Origin of the sequence: Streptomyces sp. NBC_01275 (assembly GCF_026340655.1) — a bacterium.
Lineage (GTDB): Bacteria > Actinomycetota > Actinomycetes > Streptomycetales > Streptomycetaceae > Streptomyces.
Map to the genome: position 1 here is coordinate 7,061,362 of NZ_JAPEOZ010000001.1, position 23,107 is coordinate 7,084,468.

Here is a 23,107-nt window from a genome sequence, read left to right on the forward strand (position 1 = left end):
ACTGCTTGAACCCCCGAGCAGGCAGTGCCGGGTTCCATCTTTGTCCTGACTTTTCGCAACCCCCCGAGGGCAGACCCCGGGGTGAGCAACGAGTAGCGTGTCACCCATGGCTCCGACCTCCACTCCGCAGACCCCCTTCGGGCGGGTCCTCACCGCCATGGTCACGCCGTTCACGGCGGACGGCGCACTCGACCTCGACGGCGCACAGCGGCTCGCCACCCACCTGGTGGACGCAGGCAACGACGGCCTGATCGTCAACGGCACCACCGGTGAGTCCCCGACCACCAGCGACGCGGAGAAATCGGACCTGGTACGAGCCGTCCTGGAGGCCGTCGGCGACCGGGCCCATGTCGTGGCCGGCGTCGGCACCAACGACACCCACCACAGCATCGAGCTCGCCCGCGCCGCGGAGCAGGCGGGCGCGCACGGCCTCCTGGTCGTCACCCCGTACTACAACAAGCCCCCGCAGGAGGGCCTGTACCGCCACTTCACGGCCATCGCCGACGCCACCGAGCTGCCGGTCATGCTCTACGACATCCCCGGCCGCAGCGGCGTCCCGATCAGCACCGAAACACTCGTCCGGCTGGCCGAGCACCCGAGGATCGTCGCCAACAAGGACGCCAAGGGCGACCTCGGCCGAGCCAGCTGGGCCATCGCGCGCACCGGCCTGGCCTGGTACTCCGGCGACGACATGCTGAACCTGCCGCTGCTCTCCGTGGGCGCGGTCGGCTTCGTCTCGGTCGTCGGCCATGTGGTCACCCCCGACCTGCGCGCCCTCGTCGAGGCATTCGTCGCGGGCGAGGTCCAGAAGGCCACGGAGATCCACCAGAAGCTGCTCCCGGTCTACACGGGCATGTTCCGCACCCAGGGCGTCATGACGACGAAGGCCGCACTCGCCCTCCAGGGCCTGCCCGCCGGCCCGCTGCGCGCCCCCATGGTCGAGTGCTCGCCCGAAGAGGTCGCACAGCTCAAGATCGATCTTGCCGCAGGCGGGGTACAGCTCTGACAACAGACTTCACAACTGAATAGCACCGAATGAGCAGGCCACCGGTGCCTGCGATCCACACGACAACTGCATTCGCACGAACGTCACGCGCGCCACGTGCCCTACCGGTACGTGGCGTGCGTGTTTGAGGAGAGTCTTTTGAGTCATCCGCATCCCGAACTGGCCCCGCCCCCGCCGCTCCCCAAGGGCGGCCTCCGGGTCACCCCGCTCGGCGGGCTCGGCGAGATCGGCCGCAACATGACGGTCTTCGAGTACGGCGGCCGTCTGCTGATCGTCGACTGCGGAGTGCTCTTCCCCGAGGAGGAGCAGCCCGGAATCGACCTGATCCTGCCGGACTTCACGTCCATCCGAGACCGCCTCGACGACATCGAGGGCATCGTCCTCACGCACGGTCACGAGGACCACATCGGCGGCGTCCCCTACCTCCTCCGCGAGAAGCCGGACATTCCGCTGATCGGCTCCAAGCTGACCCTCGCACTGATCGAGGCGAAGCTCCAGGAGCACCGGATCCGCCCGTACACCCTCGAGGTGTCCGAGGGGAACCGTGAGCGCATCGGCCCCTTCGACTGCGAGTTCGTCGCGGTCAACCACTCGATCCCCGACGCCCTCGCCGTGGCGATCCGCACCCCCGCCGGCATGGTGGTCCACACGGGTGACTTCAAGATGGACCAGCTCCCGCTGGACAACCGTCTGACGGATCTCCACGCGTTCGCACGGCTGAGCGAGGAAGGCATCGACCTCCTTCTCTCCGACTCGACGAACGCCGAAGTCCCCGGTTTCGTGCCGCCCGAGCGGGACATCTCCAACGTCCTGCGCACGGTCTTCGGCAACGCCCGCAAGCGGATCATCGTGGCCAGCTTCGCCAGCCACGTCCACCGCATCCAGCAGATCCTGGACACCGCGCACGAGTACGGCCGCCGGGTCGCCTTCGTGGGCCGCTCGATGGTCCGCAACATGGGCATCGCACGCGACCTCGGCTATCTGAAGGTCCCGCCGGGCCTGGTCGTGGACGTCAAGACCCTCGACGACCTCCCGGACCACGAGGTGGTCCTGGTCTGTACGGGCTCCCAGGGCGAGCCGATGGCGGCCCTGTCCCGCATGGCCAACCGCGACCACCAGATCCGCATCGTCCCCGGCGACACGGTGATCCTGGCGTCGTCGCTCATCCCCGGCAACGAGAACGCGGTCTACCGCGTGATCAACGGCCTGACCCGCTGGGGCGCGAACGTCGTCCACAAGGGCAACGCCAAGGTCCACGTCTCGGGCCACGCCTCCGCGGGCGAGCTGCTGTACTTCTACAACATCTGCCGCCCGAGGAACCTGATGCCGGTCCACGGCGAGTGGCGTCACCTGCGCGCCAACGCCGAGCTGGGAGCCCTGACGGGCGTCCCGCACGACCGCATCGTCATCGCCGAGGACGGCGTCGTCGTCGACCTCGTCGAGGGCAAGGCGAAGATCTCCGGCAAGGTCCAGGCGGGCTATGTCTACGTCGACGGCCTCTCGGTCGGCGACGTCGGCGAGCCGGCGCTGAAGGACCGGAAGATCCTCGGCGACGAGGGCATCATCTCGGTCTTCGTCGTCGTGGACTCCTCCACAGGCAAGATCACCGGCGGGCCGCATATCCAGGCCCGTGGCTCCGGCATCGACGACTCGGTCTTCTCGGACGTCATCCCGAGGATCGCCGAGGTCCTGGAGCGCTCGGCCCAGGACGGCGTGGTCGAGCCCCACCAGCTGCAGCAACTTATCCGCCGCACCCTGGGCAAGTGGGTCTCCGACAACTACCGCCGCAGGCCGATGATCCTCCCGGTCGTGGTGGAGGTCTGACGGACGGTACGACCCAGTCGTACGCGTGAACCTGGAGCGGGGCTCCTCGATTTGCATCGAGGAGCCCCGCTCCAGTACGTTTACGGCTCCGCCTGAACGGGAACCCGGTTGCTTCGTGCACCGGAACCAGTCCCCGGGAGGGGCCGGGAAAACCGACTCAGAACTTCTGATAAAGTCGGAACCGCCGGAAAGGGAAACCGCGAAACAAAAGCGGGAACCTGGAAAGCACCGAGGAAATCGGATCGGAAAAGGATCTGATAGAGTCGGAAACGCAAGACCGAAGGGAAGCGCCCGGAGGAAAGCCTGAGAGAGTCTCTCGGGTGAGTACAAAGGAAGCGTCCGTTCCTTGAGAACTCAACAGCGTGCCAAAAATCAACGCCAGATATGTTGATACCCCGTCCCCGGCAGTGATAGCCGAGGATGAGGTTCCTTTGAAAAAAACACAGCGAGGACGCTGTGAACGGCCGGGCTTATTCCGCCTGACCGTTCCGCTCTCGTGTGTGTAGTCCCGATTACGGGAAAACATTCACGGAGAGTTTGATCCTGGCTCAGGACGAACGCTGGCGGCGTGCTTAACACATGCAAGTCGAACGATGAAGCCCTTCGGGGTGGATTAGTGGCGAACGGGTGAGTAACACGTGGGCAATCTGCCCTTCACTCTGGGACAAGCCCTGGAAACGGGGTCTAATACCGGATAACACTTCCATTCTCATGGGTGGGGGTTAAAAGCTCCGGCGGTGAAGGATGAGCCCGCGGCCTATCAGCTTGTTGGTGAGGTAACGGCTCACCAAGGCGACGACGGGTAGCCGGCCTGAGAGGGCGACCGGCCACACTGGGACTGAGACACGGCCCAGACTCCTACGGGAGGCAGCAGTGGGGAATATTGCACAATGGGCGAAAGCCTGATGCAGCGACGCCGCGTGAGGGATGACGGCCTTCGGGTTGTAAACCTCTTTCAGCAGGGAAGAAGCGAGAGTGACGGTACCTGCAGAAGAAGCGCCGGCTAACTACGTGCCAGCAGCCGCGGTAATACGTAGGGCGCAAGCGTTGTCCGGAATTATTGGGCGTAAAGAGCTCGTAGGCGGTCTGTCACGTCGGATGTGAAAGCCCGGGGCTTAACCCCGGGTCTGCATTCGATACGGGCAGACTAGAGTGTGGTAGGGGAGATCGGAATTCCTGGTGTAGCGGTGAAATGCGCAGATATCAGGAGGAACACCGGTGGCGAAGGCGGATCTCTGGGCCATTACTGACGCTGAGGAGCGAAAGCGTGGGGAGCGAACAGGATTAGATACCCTGGTAGTCCACGCCGTAAACGGTGGGAACTAGGTGTTGGCGACATTCCACGTCGTCGGTGCCGCAGCTAACGCATTAAGTTCCCCGCCTGGGGAGTACGGCCGCAAGGCTAAAACTCAAAGGAATTGACGGGGGCCCGCACAAGCAGCGGAGCATGTGGCTTAATTCGACGCAACGCGAAGAACCTTACCAAGGCTTGACATACACCGGAAACGTCTGGAGACAGGCGCCCCCTTGTGGTCGGTGTACAGGTGGTGCATGGCTGTCGTCAGCTCGTGTCGTGAGATGTTGGGTTAAGTCCCGCAACGAGCGCAACCCTTGTTCTGTGTTGCCAGCATGCCCTTCGGGGTGATGGGGACTCACAGGAGACTGCCGGGGTCAACTCGGAGGAAGGTGGGGACGACGTCAAGTCATCATGCCCCTTATGTCTTGGGCTGCACACGTGCTACAATGGCCGGTACAAAGAGCTGCGAAACCGTGAGGTGGAGCGAATCTCAAAAAGCCGGTCTCAGTTCGGATTGGGGTCTGCAACTCGACCCCATGAAGTCGGAGTTGCTAGTAATCGCAGATCAGCATTGCTGCGGTGAATACGTTCCCGGGCCTTGTACACACCGCCCGTCACGTCACGAAAGTCGGTAACACCCGAAGCCGGTGGCCCAACCCCTTGTGGGAGGGAGCTGTCGAAGGTGGGACTGGCGATTGGGACGAAGTCGTAACAAGGTAGCCGTACCGGAAGGTGCGGCTGGATCACCTCCTTTCTAAGGAGCATCTAGGCCGCCGGGCTTGCCCGGTGGTCCAGGGCCATTACGTCGGCGAATGTTCGACGATGGTTGCTCAAGGGTGGAACGTTGATTATTCGGTGCACTCGGTCGTCTTGTCCTTCCTAGTACTGCTCTTCGGAGCGTGGAACGGATGAGGGAAGCGGCGGGGAGCATCGGGCACGCTGTTGGGTGTCTGAGGGCACGGCCGTGAGGTCGGGAAGCCTTCTGATGCCGGCCCCAGTGAACTCGAACCGGTTGGTTCGGGGTGATGGGTGGCTGGTCGTTGTTTGAGAACTGCACAGTGGACGCGAGCATCTGTGGCCAAGTTTTTAAGGGCGCACGGTGGATGCCTTGGCACCAGGAACCGATGAAGGACGTGGGAGGCCACGATAGTCCCCGGGGAGTCGTCAACCAGGCTTTGATCCGGGGGTTTCCGAATGGGGAAACCCGGCAGTCGTCATGGGCTGTCACCCATACCTGAACACATAGGGTATGTGGAGGGAACGCGGGGAAGTGAAACATCTCAGTACCCGCAGGAAGAGAAAACAACCGTGATTCCGGGAGTAGTGGCGAGCGAAACCGGATGAGGCCAAACCGTATGCGTGTGAGACCCGGCAGGGGTTGCGCATACGGGGTTGTGGGATCTCTCTTTTACGGTCTGCCGGCCGTGAGACGAGTCAGAAACCGTTGATGTAGGCGAAGGACATGCGAAAGGTCCGGCGTAGAGGGTAAGACCCCCGTAGCCGAAACATCAGCGGCTCGTTTGAGAGACACCCAAGTAGCACGGGGCCCGAGAAATCCCGTGTGAATCTGGCGGGACCACCCGCTAAGCCTAAATATTCCCTGGTGACCGATAGCGGATAGTACCGTGAGGGAATGGTGAAAAGTACCGCGGGAGCGGAGTGAAATAGTACCTGAAACCGTGTGCCTACAAGCCGTGGGAGCGTCGGAGTGCATGCTTGCATGCACTCTCGTGACTGCGTGCCTTTTGAAGAATGAGCCTGCGAGTTTGCGGTGTGTTGCGAGGTTAACCCGGGTGGGGTAGCCGTAGCGAAAGCGAGTCCGAATAGGGCGTTTCAGTAGCACGCTCAAGACCCGAAGCGGAGTGATCTAGCCATGGGCAGGTTGAAGCGGAGGTAAGACTTCGTGGAGGACCGAACCCACCAGGGTTGAAAACCTGGGGGATGACCTGTGGTTAGGGGTGAAAGGCCAATCAAACTCCGTGATAGCTGGTTCTCCCCGAAATGCATTTAGGTGCAGCGTCGTGTGTTTCTTGCCGGAGGTAGAGCACTGGATAGGCGATGGGCCCTACCGGGTTACTGACCTTAGCCAAACTCCGAATGCCGGTAAGTGAGAGCGCGGCAGTGAGACTGTGGGGGATAAGCTCCATGGTCGAGAGGGAAACAGCCCAGAGCATCGACTAAGGCCCCTAAGCGTACGCTAAGTGGGAAAGGATGTGGAGTCGCACAGACAACCAGGAGGTTGGCTTAGAAGCAGCCACCCTTGAAAGAGTGCGTAATAGCTCACTGGTCTAGTGATTCCGCGCCGACAATGTAGCGGGGCTCAAGCGTACCGCCGAAGTCGTGTCATTCCAGCATATAGCCCCAACGGGTGCTGGGATGGGTAGGGGAGCGTCGTGTGCCGGGTGAAGCCGCGCCGGAAGGCAGTGGTGGACGGTTCACGAGTGAGAATGCAGGCATGAGTAGCGATACAAACGTGAGAAACGTTTGCGCCGATTGACTAAGGGTTCCTGGGTCAAGCTGATCTGCCCAGGGTAAGTCGGGACCTAAGGCGAGGCCGACAGGCGTAGTCGATGGATAACCGGTTGATATTCCGGTACCCGCTGTGAAGCGTCAAACATCGAACCAGGCGATGCTAAGTCCGTGAAGCCGTTCCGGACCCTTCGGGGAATGGAAAGTGGTGGAGCCGACGGACCAGACTTGTAGTAGGTGAGTGATGGGGTGACGCAGGAAGGTAGTCCATCCCGGGCGGTGGTTGTCCCGGGGTAAGGGTGTAGGCCGTGCGATAGGCAAATCCGTCGCACATGTAGGCTGAGACCTGATGCCGAGCCGATTGTGGTGAAGTGGATGATCCTATGCTGTCGAGAAAAGCCTCTAGCGAGTTTCATGGCGGCCCGTACCCTAAACCGACTCAGGTGGTCAGGTAGAGAATACCGAGGCGTTCGGGTGAACTATGGTTAAGGAACTCGGCAAAATGCCCCCGTAACTTCGGGAGAAGGGGGGCCACGTCTGGTGAGGGGACTTGCTTCCCGAGCTGGGTGTGGCCGCAGAGACCAGCGAGAAGCGACTGTTTACTAAAAACACAGGTCCGTGCGAAGCCGTAAGGCGATGTATACGGACTGACGCCTGCCCGGTGCTGGAACGTTAAGGGGACCGGTTAGTCACTCTTCGGGGTGGCGAAGCTGAGAACTTAAGCGCCAGTAAACGGCGGTGGTAACTATAACCATCCTAAGGTAGCGAAATTCCTTGTCGGGTAAGTTCCGACCTGCACGAATGGCGTAACGACTTCTCGACTGTCTCAACCATAGGCCCGGTGAAATTGCACTACGAGTAAAGATGCTCGTTTCGCGCAGCAGGACGGAAAGACCCCGGGACCTTTACTACAGTTTGATATTGGTGTTCGGTTCGGCTTGTGTAGGATAGGTGGGAGACTTTGAAACGTGGACGCCAGTTCACGGTGAGTCGTCGTTGAAATACCACTCTGGTCGTGCTGGATGTCTAACCTGGGTCCGTGATCCGGATCAGGGACAGTGTCTGATGGGTAGTTTAACTGGGGCGGTTGCCTCCTAAAGAGTAACGGAGGCGCCCAAAGGTTCCCTCAGCCTGGTTGGCAATCAGGTGTTGAGTGTAAGTGCACAAGGGAGCTTGACTGTGAGACCGACGGGTCGAGCAGGGACGAAAGTCGGGACTAGTGATCCGGCGGTGGCTTGTGGAAGCGCCGTCGCTCAACGGATAAAAGGTACCCCGGGGATAACAGGCTGATCTTCCCCAAGAGTCCATATCGACGGGATGGTTTGGCACCTCGATGTCGGCTCGTCGCATCCTGGGGCTGGAGTCGGTCCCAAGGGTTGGGCTGTTCGCCCATTAAAGCGGTACGCGAGCTGGGTTTAGAACGTCGTGAGACAGTTCGGTCCCTATCCGCTGCGCGCGCAGGAACATTGAGAAGGGCTGTCCCTAGTACGAGAGGACCGGGACGGACGAACCTCTGGTGTGCCAGTTGTTCTGCCAAGGGCATGGCTGGTTGGCTACGTTCGGGAGGGATAACCGCTGAAAGCATCTAAGCGGGAAGCCTGCTTCGAGATGAGTGTTCCCACCCACTAGATGGGGTAAGGCTCCCAGTAGACGACTGGGTTGATAGGCCGGATGTGGAAGCCCAGTAATGGGTGGAGCTGACCGGTACTAATAGGCCGAGGGCTTGTCCTCAGTTGCTCGCGTCCACTGTGTTGGTTCTGAAACCACGAACAGCCCCACGTCCGGTCACGGCGTGGTGCGGCTGAAACAGTTTCATAGTGTTTCGGTGGTCATAGCGTGAGGGAAACGCCCGGTTACATTCCGAACCCGGAAGCTAAGCCTCACAGCGCCGATGGTACTGCAGGGGGGACCCTGTGGGAGAGTAGGACACCGCCGAACAATCTTTCAAAAAGGGTTGGGCCCTGAACTTCGGTTCAGAGTCCAACCCTTTTTTGTTTCCTGTCACTTGTCGTTCACGTTCCGCCTCCAGCATCCACGGCATGGGTACTGCTGCAATGCTCAGGGCCGCAGGCGTCGGAGTCGGTGACGAGGTCATCGTGCCGGCCTTCGGGAACGTCGAAGTCGCCGGAGCGGTTGCTCTGGCCGGTGCGCTGCCGGTGTTCGCCGACATCGATCCGGTGAGCTACTGCCTCGACGCGGCCGCCGTCGAAGCGGTCGTAACTCAGCGGACGGCGGCCGTCGTTGCCGTACATCGCTTCGGGCGGCCGGCGGATGTCGGGCGGCTGCACGGGGTGGGGCAGCGGCATGGGCTGCTGGTGTTGGAGCACGGGGAGTCCGAGGCGCCGTACGACGAGATTGCGCAGCGTCGGGAGCGGGCCGGGTATCTCGATGGGCGGTTGCGTGGGGTGCGGACGCCCGATGGCGGGGACGGGCACACCTACCAGCAGTACGTCGTGCGGGTGCCGGGGAACGGGCGGCCCGATCGGGACGCCTTCGCACGGGCCTTGCGGGGGAGGGGAGTCGAGTGCCGGGTGCCGGTGAAGACACCGCTGCACCGGCTGCCCGAGTACCGACGTTGCGTGTCCTTGCCGGAGACCGAGCTGGCGGCGGACGAGACCCTCGCGCTGCCGGTGGACGCCTCGCTGACGAAGCGGGACATGCAGCGCATCGTGACGGCGTGCAACGCGCTCGGGGGACTGCTTCAGCCCGCCTTCTGAACGAGTTTGGGAACACCGGCTCGTTCGGGGTATGATCTATTCCGTTGCCACGGGGGAAACCCCGGAAAAGCAACAGGCCCCCTTAGCTCAGTCGGCAGAGCGTCTCCATGGTAAGGAGAAGGTCAACGGTTCGATTCCGTTAGGGGGCTCCACCAGGTAAAAAGCCTCCACCCTTTAGGGTGGGGGCTTTTCTCATGCCCTTCCGTCTCACGCCACTCGCATCGCCAGGATCGCCATGTCGTCGGACGGGGCGTCGGACGCGAAGCGCTCGACCGCGCGCATGATGCGGGCCGCGACCGCGCCGGCTGTGAGACCCGTGCAGGTCGTGAGGACGTCGGCGAGGCCGTCGTCGCCCAGCATGCGGGTGCCCTCACGGCGTTCGGTGACGCCGTCCGTGACGCAGAGCAGGACATCGCCCGGGTCCAGGGTGACCGTCTGCTCGTAGAGCTCCAGATCCTCCATGACGCCGAGGAGGGGCTGGGGTTCGGCGGCCGGTTCGACCGTGCCGTCCTGGCGCAGGCGCAGGGGGAGCGGATGACCGGCGCAGACCACCTTCAGCTCGGCGCTGCCGTCCTCCTGGGGGCGCATCTCGCCGTACAGGAGGGTCAGGAAGCGGCTGCGGGCACCCTCGTCGAGGATGGCGGAGTTGAGGCGCTCCAGGACGGCCGGGCCGCTGAGGCCCTCCCGTGCCAGGAGCCGCAGGGCGTGCCTGGCCAGGCCCGTCACCGCGGCCGCGTTCGGGCCCGTGCCGCAGACGTCGCCGATGGCGAAGCCGTAGACGCCGTCGCGGATGGGGAAGACGTCGTAGAAGTCGCCGCCGACCTCGTTGCCCTCGCCGGCCGCGCGGTAGATGACCTCGACCTCGACGCCGTCGATCTTGGGGGTCTCCGGGGGCAGGAGGCTGCGCTGGAGGGCCTGGCTGATGGCCGTGCGCTCCGAGTACAGGCGGGCGTTGTCGAGGGCGAGAGCGGCCCTGCGGCTCAGGTCCTCGGCCAGTTCCAGGATCTCCTGGCGGAAGTGTTCGTCGGTGGGCTTGCCGAGGGTCAGCATGCCGATGACGCGGTTGCGGGCGACGAGGGGCAGGACGACGGTCTCGCCGCCGACCGCGGAGGCCGTGGCGAGCGTGGGGCCGATGCCCGACGCCACCTGGTGGATGGGGCCGCCGGTCAGACCGAGGCTGCGCATGGAGCTGCGCAGGGCCGCCCGGTGCGCCGCCTCGGCGGGGGCCGCCCAGACCCGTGCGCCGGGGGTGGGCACCGGGTCCGGCGGGGCGATCTTCGAGAGCAACGACTTGATGCCGTCGATGAGTTCCTCGTCCTCGTGCAGGACATACGACAGATACGGGTCGGAGGCCTGGTCGGCGATGGTGTAGACCGCGCACCAGGTGGCCAGGGTGGGAACGGTCATCTGGGCCATCAGGGCCAGGGTCTGGTCGCGGTCCAGGGTGCCGGCGAGGAGGTCGGAGGCCTCGACGAGGAAGCTCAGGGAGCCGCGGCGCAGGCGTTCCAGCTCGCCCAGGCGGGCCGACTCGACCGCCAGTGCGATGCGGTCGGCGGCGAACTGCAGGCGCAGCGCCTCCTCGTTGGAGTATCTGCCGGGGGCCTCGGCCGCGACGCCGAGGGAGCCCGTGAGGCGGCCCTCCACCTTGAGCGGGACCGTGACGACCGAGCGCATGCCCGTGCCGCTCAGCAGGGGCACGGCGCCGGGGACGGCCAGGAGGTCCTCGTGGACGGCCGGCATCCGGGCCGAGCCGTAGCGTCCGGGGCCCGCCTCGACGGGCACGCGCGCGAAGCGCTGGCGGGCCGAGGGCAGGCCGGTGGAGGCGCGGACCTCCAACTCCGTTTCGTCGTCGGTCGCCAGCAGCAGGAACGCGGAGTCGCCGTCGAGCATGTCCCGGGCGCGTTCCACCGTGCGCTGGAGGAGGCCGTCGAGGTCGTCCGGGGCCGGGGAGCCGATGAACACCTCGAAGGGGTCCGTGCTCTGGCCGTCGGCGGGGCCCGAGTCGGAGGCCGGGACGCGCAACGGGGTCTGGAGCACCGCGCGTTCGTGGTCGCGGACCAGGAGACAGACCGTGGACGGTTCACCGTCGGTGTCGCGGACCCGGAGGTGGGAGGCGTAGACGGGAGTGACCCGGCCGTCGGCGCCGCGGATGCCGTAGCTGCCCTCCCAGCGGGAGAGTTGGAGGGCCTCCGCGATGCCCGTGCCGGTGCCGGGGGTGTGCGGCCAGGCGGCGAGGTCGGTGAGGGGCTTGCCGGTGACCTGGTCGGCGGGGTAGCCGAAGAGCTCCTCGGCGTCCTCGTTCCAGGCCGAGACGGCGGCCGTACGGTCGATCTGGACGACTGCTACGCGGACGCGGCTGTCGGCGAGCGGGAGGAGGTCGGCGGGGAGGGACGGGCCGGCGGCGCGGGTGCCCACCGGGCGGTCGGGGAGGTCGAGTTGGAACCAGACCTGTTTGTGGGTGGGCGTGTAGTCGACGCCCCAGCGGGCGGCGATGGCCGCGCAGAGCTGGAGGCCTCGGCCGCCCTCGCGGTCGGGGCTGCCCATGGTGGCGAGGGAGCCCTGGAGGGGGATCTCGCGCTCCGGGTACCGGTCGGCCACCTCGATGCGTACGCCGTCGTCGCTGCGCAGGCACAGGACGTCGGCGTGGGTGCCCGCGTGGACGACCGCGTTGGTCACCAGTTCGCTGGTGAGGACCACGGCGTCGTCGACGATGTCGGCGAAGCCCCAGCCCTGGAGTGTGTCGCGGACGAAGGCGCGGGCGGTCGCGACGGAGCGCCCGACGGGCTCGAAGCTGGCAGCCGCGCGCGCGGTGATCACGGAACTCCTCGGCCGGTTGTCGACGTGCGGGGACCCCTGGTCGGCCTGGTCGCGCCGCTGTTGAGGCGGCAGGGTGCCTGAAGGCCGGGGTTCCGGGGTCTGTCCCCCCGGGATCAGTCCGGTGGTCATGTGTGCGGCCGCCCCTCCGATGCCCGCTCGTACTCGTGCCACCGTCCAGGCCGGTCGGACCGGCGCGGCTGGACAGCCGCATGCAAGGTTACTTACCTTCCCCGTCCACGCGGATGCCGGTCGCCGGTGTTTCCGCCCCAAGGGTGTGCGGACGATGTGTGAAGGTGCCGAACTGTTATGGCCGGGTTCGGCGGGGGTGAAACACTGGGCAAGCTTGTTGTGAAGGTCCGGGCAGACTGGGTGTCTTCTGAGTACGGAGGGCAGCAGCCCGTCGGGTCCGCCTGATTACATCGGGCGGAAATCTCTGCGCGGTAAGCAGTACGGCGAGTGGCAGCACCGGAAGCGCAACAGTAACGGTCGATCCCTGCGGGAGGGACAAGTGGAGTCTGGCGCAGCGACGCGGAGCACTAAGGCGCGCGCGAAAGGCGGACAGTCCCTGAGCCGGCAGCGTACGCCTCGGGGCGGGACCACCGTGGTGGACACGGTGTCCCTGAACCGGCTGCTGGCCGCGTTGGTGTCCATGCGGGAGGGGAACTTCCGCAAGCGGCTCACGGTGTCCGGCGACGGCGTGATGTCGGAGATCTCGGCCGTCTTCAACGAGGTCGCGGACCGCAACCTGCATCTGACGGGAGAGCTCTCGCGCGTACGGCGCATGGTCGGGCGGGAGGGAAAGCTCACCGAACGACTGGAGACGGGCGCCTGCGAGGGCTCGTGGGCGACGGCCGTCGAGAACTCGAACGCGCTGGTCGACGACCTGGTACGGCCGGTCTCCGAGGTCGGGCGGGTGCTGTCGGCGGTGGCCGAGGGCGACCTGTCGCCACGGATGGAGCTCAGGACGCACACGCCAGAGGGCGTCGGGCATCCGCTGCGCGGGGAGTTCCTCAAGGTCGGGCGGACGGTCAACAACCTGGTCGACCAGCTGTCGACGTTCACCGACGAGGTCACGCGCGTGGCCAGCGAGGTGGGCACCGAGGGCAAGCTGGGCGGACAGGCTCAGGTGCGCGGTATGTCGGGTTCGTGGAAGGACCTCACGGAGTCCGTCAACACGATGGCGTACCGGTTGACGGCGCAGGTGCGGGACATCGCGCTGGTGACGACTGCGGTGGCCAAGGGTGATCTGTCCCGGAAGGTGACGGTTCACGTCGAGGGCGAGATGCTCGAGCTGAAGAACACCGTCAACACGATGGTGGACCAGCTCTCCGCGTTCTCCTCCGAGGTGACCCGGGTGGCCCGCGAGGTGGGCACCGAAGGCATCCTGGGCGGCCAGGCGCAGGTGTCCGACGTGGACGGGGTGTGGAAAGAGCTCACCGATTCGGTGAACACCATGGCTGGGAACCTGACGGCCCAGGTGCGCGGGATCGCGGAGGTGACGACGGCGGTCGCCAACGGCGATCTGTCGCAGAAGGTGACGGTGTCGGCGCGCGGCGAGGTCGCGCAGCTCGCCGACACGATCAACCAGATGACCGAGACGCTGCGGACGTTCGCGGACGAGGTCACGCGTGTGGCCAACGAGGTGGGGGCCGAGGGGCGGCTCGGCGGGCAGGCCAATGTGCCGGGTGCGGCCGGTACCTGGAAGGACCTGACGGACTCCGTCAACACGGTGTTCCGCAACCTCACCACTCAGGTGAGGGACATCGCCGCCGTGACGACGGCCGTGGCCAGCGGCGATCTGTCGCAGAAGGTCACGGTGGACGTGGCCGGCGAGATGCTGGAGCTGAAGAACACCGTCAACGGGATGGTCGACCAGCTGTCGGCCTTCGGCGCGGAGGTCACGCGCGTGGCGCGCGAGATCGGGGTCGAGGGCGAGCTGGGCGGGCAGGCCCAGGTGTCGGGCGCGGCCGGCACGTGGAAGGACCTGACGGACTCCGTCAACACGGCGTTCCGCAACCTCACCGGACAGGTGAGGAACATCGCGCAGGTCACGACGGCCGTGGCCAACGGCGACCTCTCGCAGAAGGTCACCGTCGACGTCTCCGGCGAGATGGCGCAGCTGAAGAACACCGTGAACACGATGGTGGACCAACTGTCGTCGTTCGCCGACCAGGTGACGCGGATGGCCCGGGACGTGGGCACGGAGGGCCGGCTGGGCGGTCAGGCGCGGGTCGACGGCGTGTCGGGGACCTGGAAGGAACTCACCGACTCCGTCAACTCGATGGCCGGGAACCTGACCTCGCAGGTGCGCAACATCGCGCAGGTGACGACGGCCGTGGCCCGGGGCGACCTCTCGCAGAAGATCGACGTCGACGCGCGCGGGGAGATCCTCGAGCTGAAGAACACCATCAACACGATGGTCGACCAGCTCTCCGCCTTCGCCGACCAGGTGACCCGGGTGGCCCGGGACGTGGGCACGGAGGGCCGTCTCGGCGGTCAGGCGCAGGTGCCTGGTGTGGCCGGTGTGTGGCGGGACCTGACCGACTCGGTGAACGGCATGGCCGGCAACCTCACCGCCCAGGTGCGCAACATCGCGCAGGTGGCCACCGCCGTGGCCCGCGGTGACCTCTCCCAGAAGATCACCGTGGACGCGCGCGGGGAGATCCTCGAGCTGAAGAACACCCTGAACACGATGGTGGACCAGCTGTCGTCGTTCGCCCAGGAGGTCACCCGGGTGGCCCGCGAGGTCGGTACGGAGGGGCAGCTCGGCGGGCAGGCCGAGGTGCAGGGGGTCTCCGGCACCTGGAAGGACCTCACGCAGTCGGTGAACTTCATGGCGAACAACCTGACGATCCAGGTGCGTCAGATCGCCGATGTCACGACCGCCGTCGCCAAGGGCGACCTGTCCAAGAAGATCACCGTCGACGCCAAGGGCGAGATCCTCGAGCTCGTCACCACCGTGAACACGATGGTGGACCAGCTCTCGTCCTTCGCCGAGCAGGTGACCCGGGTGGCCCGCGAGGTGGGCACCGAGGGCATCCTGGGCGGCCAGGCGCATGCGTCGGGCGTCACTGGCATCTGGAAGGACCTCACCGACAACGTCAACCTGATGGCCAAGAACCTGACCATGCAGGTGCGCAACATCTCCCAGGTCGCGGCGGCCGTCGCCAACGGCGACCTGACCCGCACGGTGACGATCGAGGCGCGCGGCGAGGTCCAGCAGCTCGCCGACACCTTCAACACCATGGTGAAGACGCTGAGTTCGTTCGCCGACCAGGTCACCAAGGTGGCCCGCGAGGTGGGCACGGACGGCATCCTGGGCGGTCAGGCGCATGTGCCGGGGGTGGCGGGCACCTGGAAGGACCTCACCGATTCGGTGAACGGCATGGCGTCCAACCTGACCGGCCAGGTGCGCAACATCGCCATGGTCACGACGGCGATCGCCAAGGGCGACCTGACGAAGAAGATCGACATCGATGCGCGCGGGGAGATCCTCGAGCTGAAGACGACCATCAACACGATGGTCGACCAGCTGTCGTCGTTCGCCGAGGAGGTCACCCGTGTGGCCCGCGAGGTGGGCACGGAGGGACAGCTCGGCGGGCAGGCACGCGTGCGTGACGTCGACGGAACCTGGCGCGACCTCACCGAGTCGGTGAACGAGATGGCCGGGAACCTGACCCGGCAGGTGCGTGCCATCGCGCGCGTGGCGACCGCGGTGACCCGGGGCGACCTGAACCTGAAGATCGACGTGGACGCGTCCGGGGAGATCCAGGAGCTCCAGGACTACATCAACAAGATGATCGCCAACCTGCGCGACACCACGATCGCCAACAAGGAGCAGGACTGGCTCAAGGGCAACCTCGCGCGTGTGTCCGCTCTGATGCAGGGCCGGCGCGACCTGGAGGACGTGGCCTCGCTGATCATGAGCGAGCTGCCTCCCCTGGTGGCCGCGCAGCACGGCGCGTTCTTCCTGGCGATGGCGTCCGCGGACGACCCGTACGAGCTGCGGATGCTGGGGTCGTACGGCTACTCCATGGGGTCCATGCCGACGTCGTTCCGGCCGGGTGAGGCGCTTGTGGGGACGGCGGCCGAGGAGAAGCGCACGATCCTGGTGGAGAACGCGCCGAGCGGCTATCTGAAGATCTCCTCCGGGCTCGGTGAGGCGCCGCCCGCGCAGGTGATCGTGTTGCCGGTGCTGTTCGAGGGCAAGGTGCTCGGGGTCATCGAGCTGGCGTCGTTCACGAAGTTCACCCAGATCCAGAAGGACTTCCTCAACCAGCTCGCCGAGATGATCGCGACCAGCGTCAACACGATCTCCGTCAACACCAAGACGGAGCTGCTGCTGAAGCAGTCGCAGGAGCTGACCGAGCAGCTCCGGGAGCGGTCGGCCGAGTTGGAGCAGCGGCAGAAGGCCCTTCAGGCGTCCAACGCCGAACTGGAGGAGAAGGCCGAACTGCTGGCCCAGCAGAACCGCGACATCGAGGTGAAGAACACCGAGATCGAGGAGGCGCGGCAGGTCCTGGAGGAGCGCGCCGAGCAGCTCGCCGTGTCGATGCGCTACAAGAGCGAGTTCCTGGCGAACATGTCGCACGAGCTGCGTACGCCGCTCAACTCGCTGCTGATCCTGGCCAAGTTGCTCGCCGACAACGCGGAGGGCAACCTCTCGCCGAAGCAGGTCGAGTTCGCCGAGACCATCCACGGGGCGGGCTCCGACCTGCTCCAGCTGATCAACGACATCCTCGACCTGTCGAAGGTCGAGGCGGGCAAGATGGACGTCTCGCCGACGCGGATCGCGCTCGTCCAGCTCGTGGACTACGTGGAGGCCACCTTCCGGCCGCTGACCGCGGAGAAGGGCCTCGACCTGTCCGTACGGGTGTCGCCGGAGCTTCCCGCCACGCTGCACACCGACGAGCAGCGACTTCTTCAGGTGCTGCGCAACCTGCTGTCCAACGCGGTGAAGTTCACCGACTCCGGGTCGGTCGAGCTGGTCATCAGGCCGGCGGGGACGGATGTTCCGGTGATCATCCGGGAGCAGCTCCTGGAGACCGGTTCGCTGACCGATCCGGACGCTCCGCTGATCGCTTTCTCGGTGACCGACACCGGCATCGGGATCGCCGCGAGCAAGATGCGGGTGATCTTCGAGGCGTTCAAGCAGGCGGACGGCACCACCAGCCGCAAGTACGGCGGTACGGGTTTGGGGCTGTCGATCTCGCGGGAGATCGCCCAGCTGCTCGGCGGCGAGATCTATGCGCAGAGCGAGCCGGGCCGGGGCTCGACGTTCACGCTGTATCTGCCGCTGCACCCGAGCGAGCTGCCGCCGCAGGGCTACCAGCAGGTCGTGCCCGCCTTGGAGGCCGGTGACCTGGTGGCCTCGGAGAACGGGGCGGCGGAGCTGTCGGAGCTGTCCGAGGCGGAGATCCGGACGCCGGCCGAGGTGAAGTCGTATCAGGACGCGCAGAACGGGCCGGCCGCCCTCTTCCGGCGTCGGCGCCGCTCCGTGAACGGCGGCGAGCAGTTGGGGCAGCCCGAGTCGTGGACGGCGGGCGGCCCGGAGGCGGCGGCGCACGCGCGCGTGGGCATTCGGTTCGGCGGCGAGAAGGTGCTGATCGTCGACGACGACATCCGCAATGTGTTCGCGCTGACCAGCGTCCTGGAGCAGCACGGTCTGTCGGTGCTGTACGCCGAGAACGGCCGGGAGGGCATCGAGGTCCTGGAGCAGCACGACGACGTGGCGGTCGTGCTGATGGACATCATGATGCCGGAGATGGACGGCTACGCGACGACGACGGCGATCCGCAGGATGCCGCAGTTCTCCGGGCTGCCCATCATCGCGCTGACCGCGAAGGCGATGAAGGGCGACCGGGAGAAGGCCATCGAGTCCGGTGCGTCCGACTACGTCACCAAGCCCGTCGATCCCGATCACCTGCTGTCGGTGATGGAGCAGTGGATGCGGGAGGGCTGAGGGGAACCTTCGGAGGGAGTGCGGAGTTGCTGACCGAGGGTGGCCATGGCCGTGTAGCGGGGCGGGATTCGGGGAACCTTCTGGTCTCCTGCCGCGTTCCTGCTACGTGCACAGTGACATCACGGTGACAGGGTGTGGCGACGGTCGGGGTGCGGCTACCATGACCGGCACAGGTAAGGGCGGCGCAAAGGAGTCGTCCCCAGGGGCGGCGCCCGGTGCACTGCCGGGGCGAGGAGGGCGGGCCATGGTGCAGAAGGCCAAGATCCTCCTGGTCGATGACCGGCCGGAGAATCTGCTGGCGCTGGAGGCGATCCTCTCTGCGCTCGATCAGACGCTGGTGCGGGCATCGTCCGGGGAAGAGGCGCTCAAAGCACTGCTGACGGACGATTTCGCGGTCATTCTGCTGGACGTCCAGATGCCAGGGATGGACGGTTTCGAAACGGCCGCGCACATCAAGAGGCGGGAGCGGACGCGGGACATCCCGATCATCTTCCTCACCGCGATCAACCACGGCCCGCATCACACCTTCCGCGGGTATGCGGCCGGCGCGGTGGACTACATCTCGAAGCCGTTCGACCCGTGGGTGCTGCGGGCCAAGGTCTCGGTGTTCGTCGAGCTGTACATGAAGAACTGTCAGCTGCGTGAGCAGGCGGCGCTGCTGCGGCTGCAGTTGGAGGGCGGCGGCAAGGCGTCGGCGGGCGGCGGGGCCAAGGAGTCGCCCGGGCTGCTGGCCGAGCTGTCCGCGCGGCTCGCGGCCGTCGAGGAGCAGGCGGAGGCCCTGTCCAAGCAGCTCGACGACGAGTCGGCGGACGCGGCGGCGGTGGCCACGGCGGCCCATCTGGAGCGCAAACTCACCGGCCTGCGCAGGGCTCTGGACGCGCTGGAGCCGGGCGCCGGCAGCGGCGCGCCCTCGTTGCCGTCGCAGAACTGACGCGAGGGGCGGCAGGAGTTGCGCGTGAGCGTATGTCAGTTCCCCGCCGTCCTACGCAGGGCGCGTCAAATCCAGGCCTCTGTGGAGGCGACACGAACGGGTGAAGCAGTGGGCACACGTGTCCGCTGTCGTCTCCACCGGTAACCTCACACCCATGGCCTCACGTCCCTCCGCAGCCAAGAAGCAGCCCGCCAAGAAGGCGGCCGCTCCCTCGAAGGCTCCGGCGAAGAAGGCCGCCGCCGCGAAAAAGGCTCCGGCGAAGAAAGCGCCCGCCCGGAAAGCCGCGGCGAAGAAGGCGGCGCCGGCGCCCAAGCCGGCGCCGAACCCGACCGGAGGCATCTACCGGCTCGTGCGCGCCCTCTGGCTCGGCCTGGCGCACGCCGTCGGCGCCGTGTTCCGCGGGATAGGGAACGGCGCCAAGAACCTCGACCCGGCGCACCGCAAGGACGGCGTGGCGTTGCTGCTGTTCGGCGTCGCGCTGATCGTCGCCGCGGGCACCTGGGCCGATCTGCGCGGCCCCGTCGGCGACCTCGTCGAGATCCTGGTGACCGGCGCCTTCGGCCGGCTCGACCTGCTCGTGCCGATCCTCCTCGCGGTGATCGCCGTGCGCTTCATCCGGCACCCGGAGAAGCCCGAGGCCAACGGCCGCATCGTGATCGGTCTGTCCGCGCTCGTCATCGGCGTGCTCGGGCAGGTCCACATCGCCTGCGGCGCGCCCGCCCGCAGTGACGGCATGCAGGCGATAAGGGACGCCGGCGGCCTCATCGGCTGGGCGGCGGCGACCCCGCTGACGTACACCATGGGCGAGGTCCTCGCCGTACCGCTGCTCGTGTTGCTGACCGTGTTCGGGTTGCTGGTGGTCACGGCGACTCCGGTCAACGCCATTCCGCAGCGGCTGCGGCAGCTCGGGGTGCGGCTGGGGGTGCTGGACGACCCCGAGGCCGGCGAGTACGACGAGTTCGCGGACGACGACTCGCGCTACGACGACCAGTGGCGCGAGGCGCTGCCCGGCCGCCCGCGTCGCCGTTCGGGCGGCGATCGGGCGTACGACCCCGACGAGGCCGAGCAGGAGGCCCTCTCCAAGCGTCGGGGCCGTCCGAGGCGCTCGGCGGTGCCGCAGCCCGCCATGGACCGGCAGCTGGACGCCGTGGACATCGCGGCGGCCGCCGCGGCCGACCTCGACGGCGCCGTCCTGCACGGCATGCCGCCCTCGCCGATCGTCGCCGACCTCACGCAGGGCGTGCGCGTGGGCGACCGTGAGCCGACCACGCCGACGCCCGTCCCGGCCCCCGCCGGGCGGCCCAGGCAGGAGAAGCTCAAGAGCGGGATGGTCCCCGACCTGACCAAGGCGGCCCCCGACGCGCCGCGCGATCTGCCGCCGCGCGCCGAGCAGCTCCAGCTGTCCGGCGACATCACGTACTCCCTGCCGTCGCTCGACCTGCTCACGCGCGGGGGCCCGGGCAAGGCGCGCAGCGCGGCCAACGACGCCGTCGTCGCCTCGCTGACGAACGTCTTCACGGAGTTCAAGGTCGACGCCGCCGTCACCGGCTTCACGCGCGGGCCGACGGTCACCCGCTACGAGGTCGAGCTGGGCCCGGCCGTGAAGGTCGAGCGGATCACCGCGCTGACGAAGAACATCGCGTACGCCGTCGCCAGCCCGGACGTGCGGATCATCTCGCCGATCCCCGGCAAGTCCGCGGTCGGCATCGAGATCCCGAACACCGACCGGGAGATGGTCAACCTCGGCGACGTGCTGCGGCTCGCGGACGCGGCCGAGGACGACCACCCGATGCTGGTGGCTCTCGGCAAGGACGTCGAGGGCGGCTATGTGATGGCCAACCTGGCGAAGATGCCGCACATCCTCGTCGCCGGAGCCACCGGTTCCGGAAAGTCGTCGTGCATCAACTGCCTCATCACGTCGATCATGGTCCGCGCGACCCCCGAGGACGTGCGGATGGTCCTCGTCGACCCCAAGCGCGTCGAGCTCACCGCGTACGAGGGCATTCCCCACCTGATCACGCCGATCATCACCAACCCGAAGCGGGCCGCCGAGGCGCTCCAGTGGGTCGTGCGCGAGATGGATCTTCGGTACGACGACCTGGCGGCGTACGGGTTCCGGCACATCGACGACTTCAACGAGGCCATAAGGAACGGCAAGGTCAAGGCGCCCGCGGGCAGTGAGCGCGAGCTTCAGCCGTACCCGTATCTGCTGGTGATCGTCGACGAGCTCGCCGACCTGATGATGGTCGCGCCGAGGGACGTCGAGGACGCCATCGTGCGCATCACGCAGCTCGCGCGCGCGGCCGGCATCCATCTGGTGCTCGCCACGCAACGGCCGTCGGTCGACGTCGTCACCGGTCTGATCAAGGCGAACGTGCCCTCGCGGCTCGCGTTCGCCACCTCCTCGCTCGCCGACTCGCGGGTCATCCTCGACCAGCCGGGCGCCGAGAAGCTGATCGGCAAGGGCGACGGACTGTTCCTGCCGATGGGCCAGAACAAGCCCACCCGTATGCAGGGCGCCTTCGTGACCGAGGACGAGGTCGCGATCGTCGTCCAGCACTGCAAGGACCAGATGGCGCCGGTCTTCCGGGACGACGTCACCGTGGGGACCAAGCAGAAGAAGGAGATCGACGAGGACATCGGCGACGACCTCGACCTGTTGTGCCAGGCGGCCGAGCTGGTCGTCTCCACGCAGTTCGGATCGACCTCGATGCTCCAGCGCAAGCTGCGGGTCGGCTTCGCCAAGGCCGGGCGGCTGATGGACCTCATGGAGTCCCGGGGTGTCGTCGGACCGAGCGAGGGCTCCAAGGCGCGCGACGTCCTCGTCAAACCCGACGAGCTGGACGGCGTGCTCGCGGTGATTCGTGGGGAGTCGGCGGAGTAGGCGCGCTGGTGAGGAGACGGACGAGCGTGACTCACCCGTTAGAAAACGCAGGGCAACCGTTTCCCTTTGGCGTACGTCCAGTTGAGCGAGAGGACAGGTACGGCTTTCAACAGGGAAGCCGTACGTGGCCCGTCATCGGCGTGTCCGGCCATTCCGATGGCGTACAAAGTCCCACCGCCCGGTTGCCCCTCCCTTTGGCACCCCCCCTAGACTGAACTTCCAGCACAGGTGGCTACACGCTCGAAAGGCGCCCCCGTGTCCATCGGCAACTCCCCTGAAGACGAGCGTCCCTTCGAAGACCCGTCCGAGGAAGCCAACATCTCCATCGGTCGTGCCCTGCAGCAGGCGCGCATCGCCGCAGGGCTGACCGTCGACGACGTCAGTACCGCCACCCGGGTCCGCATCGCCATCGTCCACGCCATCGAGTCGGACGACTTCGCCCCCTGCGGCGGAGACGTCTACGCGCGCGGGCACATCCGGACCCTGGCCCGAGCCGTGCACCTCGATCCCGCCCCGCTGATGGAGCAGTACGACGCCGCCCACGGCGGCCGTCCGGCGCCCACCCCCGCCGCGCCCCTTTTCGAGGCGGAACGCATCCGCCCCGAGCGGCGCGGGCCGAACTGGACCGCGGCCATGGTCGCGGCGATCGTCGCCGTGGTCGGCTTCGTCGGCTTCACCGCCTTCAAGGGCGACGGCGGCGGGTCGAAGGAGCAGGTCGCCGAGGGCTCCACGCCGGCGACCAGCCCGACCGCCTCGCCCACGCCGAAGACCGACAAGACCGTCGACGAGAAGCCCGAACCCTCCGACAGCGCCATCGCGGCGGCTCCCCAGGACAAGGTGACCGTCCAGGTCAGCGCCACCGACGGCCGCAGTTGGATCTCCGCCAAGGACCACAACGGCCGACTGCTGTTCGACGGCCTGCTCAAGCAGGGCGACTCCCAGACCTTCCAGGACAGCGAGAAGATCAACCTCGTCCTCGGCGACGCCGGCGCGATCGATCTGTTCGTCAACGGCAAGAAGATCGAGGACGACTTCCAGCCGGGCGCGGTGGAGCGCCTGACGTACACGAAGGGCGACCCGCAGGTCGGCTGAGTGGACGTCCGAGCGGGCGTCCGAGCGGGCGTCCGAGCGGGCGTCGTCAGGCGCGGACGGGGGTTGGCGAAGATCGCCAGCCCCCGTCGACGTGGGCTGTCGGTGAGA

At 66.5% G+C, this 23,107-nt stretch carries 8 protein-coding genes, 1 tRNA gene and 3 rRNA genes; 11 read left to right on the forward strand and 1 reads right to left on the reverse strand.

Features of this window, described 5'->3' with window-relative positions:
• Nucleotides 1-106 precede the first annotated feature (106 nt).
• The 7 genes from dapA to OG562_RS31455 all read left to right on the forward strand — a co-directional run bounded on the left by dapA (nt 107) and on the right by OG562_RS31455 (nt 9,465).
• A complete protein-coding gene (gene dapA / locus OG562_RS31425) occupies nt 107-1,006 on the forward strand; it encodes a 4-hydroxy-tetrahydrodipicolinate synthase (RefSeq protein WP_266403926.1) in 900 nt (299 codons plus the stop codon).
• A gap of 138 nt (nt 1,007-1,144) precedes the next feature.
• Complete coding sequence (locus OG562_RS31430; protein WP_266403927.1) at nt 1,145-2,830, forward strand: ribonuclease J; 1,686 nt, start codon at nt 1,145-1,147, stop codon at nt 2,828-2,830.
• Nucleotides 2,831-3,355: 525 nt separating this feature from the next.
• Nucleotides 3,356-4,881 (forward strand): 16S ribosomal RNA (locus OG562_RS31435).
• 322 nt (nt 4,882-5,203) lie between these two features.
• Nucleotides 5,204-8,327, forward strand: a 23S ribosomal RNA gene (locus OG562_RS31440).
• Between the two features lie 90 nt (nt 8,328-8,417).
• Nucleotides 8,418-8,534 (forward strand): 5S ribosomal RNA (gene rrf, locus OG562_RS31445).
• The 16S, 23S and 5S rRNA genes sit together here, the layout of an rRNA operon.
• Before the next feature lie 116 nt (nt 8,535-8,650).
• The gene (locus OG562_RS31450) at nt 8,651-9,313 is read left to right on the forward strand and encodes a DegT/DnrJ/EryC1/StrS family aminotransferase (protein ID WP_266409628.1); all 663 of its coding nucleotides are present in this window, start codon (nt 8,651-8,653) and stop codon (nt 9,311-9,313) included.
• Nucleotides 9,314-9,389: 76 nt separating this feature from the next.
• A tRNA-Thr gene (locus tag OG562_RS31455) sits at nt 9,390-9,465 on the forward strand.
• Between the two features lie 55 nt (nt 9,466-9,520).
• Here OG562_RS31455 and OG562_RS31460 read toward each other — a convergent pair.
• Complete coding sequence (locus OG562_RS31460) at nt 9,521-12,259, reverse strand: SpoIIE family protein phosphatase (RefSeq protein WP_266403928.1); 2,739 nt, start codon at nt 12,257-12,259, stop codon at nt 9,521-9,523.
• Between the two features lie 379 nt (nt 12,260-12,638).
• Between OG562_RS31460 and OG562_RS31465 the strand changes: the two genes are divergently transcribed.
• The 4 genes from OG562_RS31465 (at nt 12,639) to OG562_RS31480 (ending at nt 22,999) form a co-directional block, all read left to right on the forward strand.
• Complete coding sequence (locus tag OG562_RS31465) at nt 12,639-18,092, forward strand: HAMP domain-containing protein (RefSeq protein ID WP_266403929.1); 5,454 nt, start codon at nt 12,639-12,641, stop codon at nt 18,090-18,092.
• Between the two features lie 244 nt (nt 18,093-18,336).
• Nucleotides 18,337-19,023, forward strand: a complete 687-nt coding sequence (locus OG562_RS31470) for a two-component system response regulator (protein ID WP_266403930.1) — start codon at nt 18,337-18,339, stop codon at nt 19,021-19,023.
• Between the two features lie 154 nt (nt 19,024-19,177).
• Nucleotides 19,178-21,907 (forward strand): DNA translocase FtsK, encoded by a 2,730-nt coding sequence (locus OG562_RS31475; RefSeq protein ID WP_266403931.1) that lies wholly within the window; start codon nt 19,178-19,180, stop codon nt 21,905-21,907.
• 255 nt (nt 21,908-22,162) lie between these two features.
• A complete protein-coding gene (locus tag OG562_RS31480; RefSeq protein WP_266403933.1) occupies nt 22,163-22,999 on the forward strand; it encodes a helix-turn-helix domain-containing protein in 837 nt (278 codons plus the stop codon).
• The last annotated feature ends 108 nt before the right edge of the window (nt 23,000-23,107 follow it).

Bases quoted from the DNA above. Each gene is read 5' to 3' on its own strand.
- OG562_RS31470 (WP_266403930.1), top strand. From the start codon at position 18,337: ATGGTGCAGAAGGCCAAGATCCTCCTGGTCGATGACCGGCCGGAGAAT.
- OG562_RS31450 (WP_266409628.1), top strand. From the start codon at position 8,651: ATGCTCAGGGCCGCAGGCGTCGGAGTCGGTGACGAGGTCATCGTGCCG.
- OG562_RS31460 (WP_266403928.1), bottom strand. From the start codon at position 12,259: ATGACCACCGGACTGATCCCGGGGGGACAGACCCCGGAACCCCGGCCT.
- OG562_RS31475 (WP_266403931.1), top strand. From the start codon at position 19,178: ATGGCCTCACGTCCCTCCGCAGCCAAGAAGCAGCCCGCCAAGAAGGCG.
- dapA (WP_266403926.1), top strand. From the start codon at position 107: ATGGCTCCGACCTCCACTCCGCAGACCCCCTTCGGGCGGGTCCTCACC.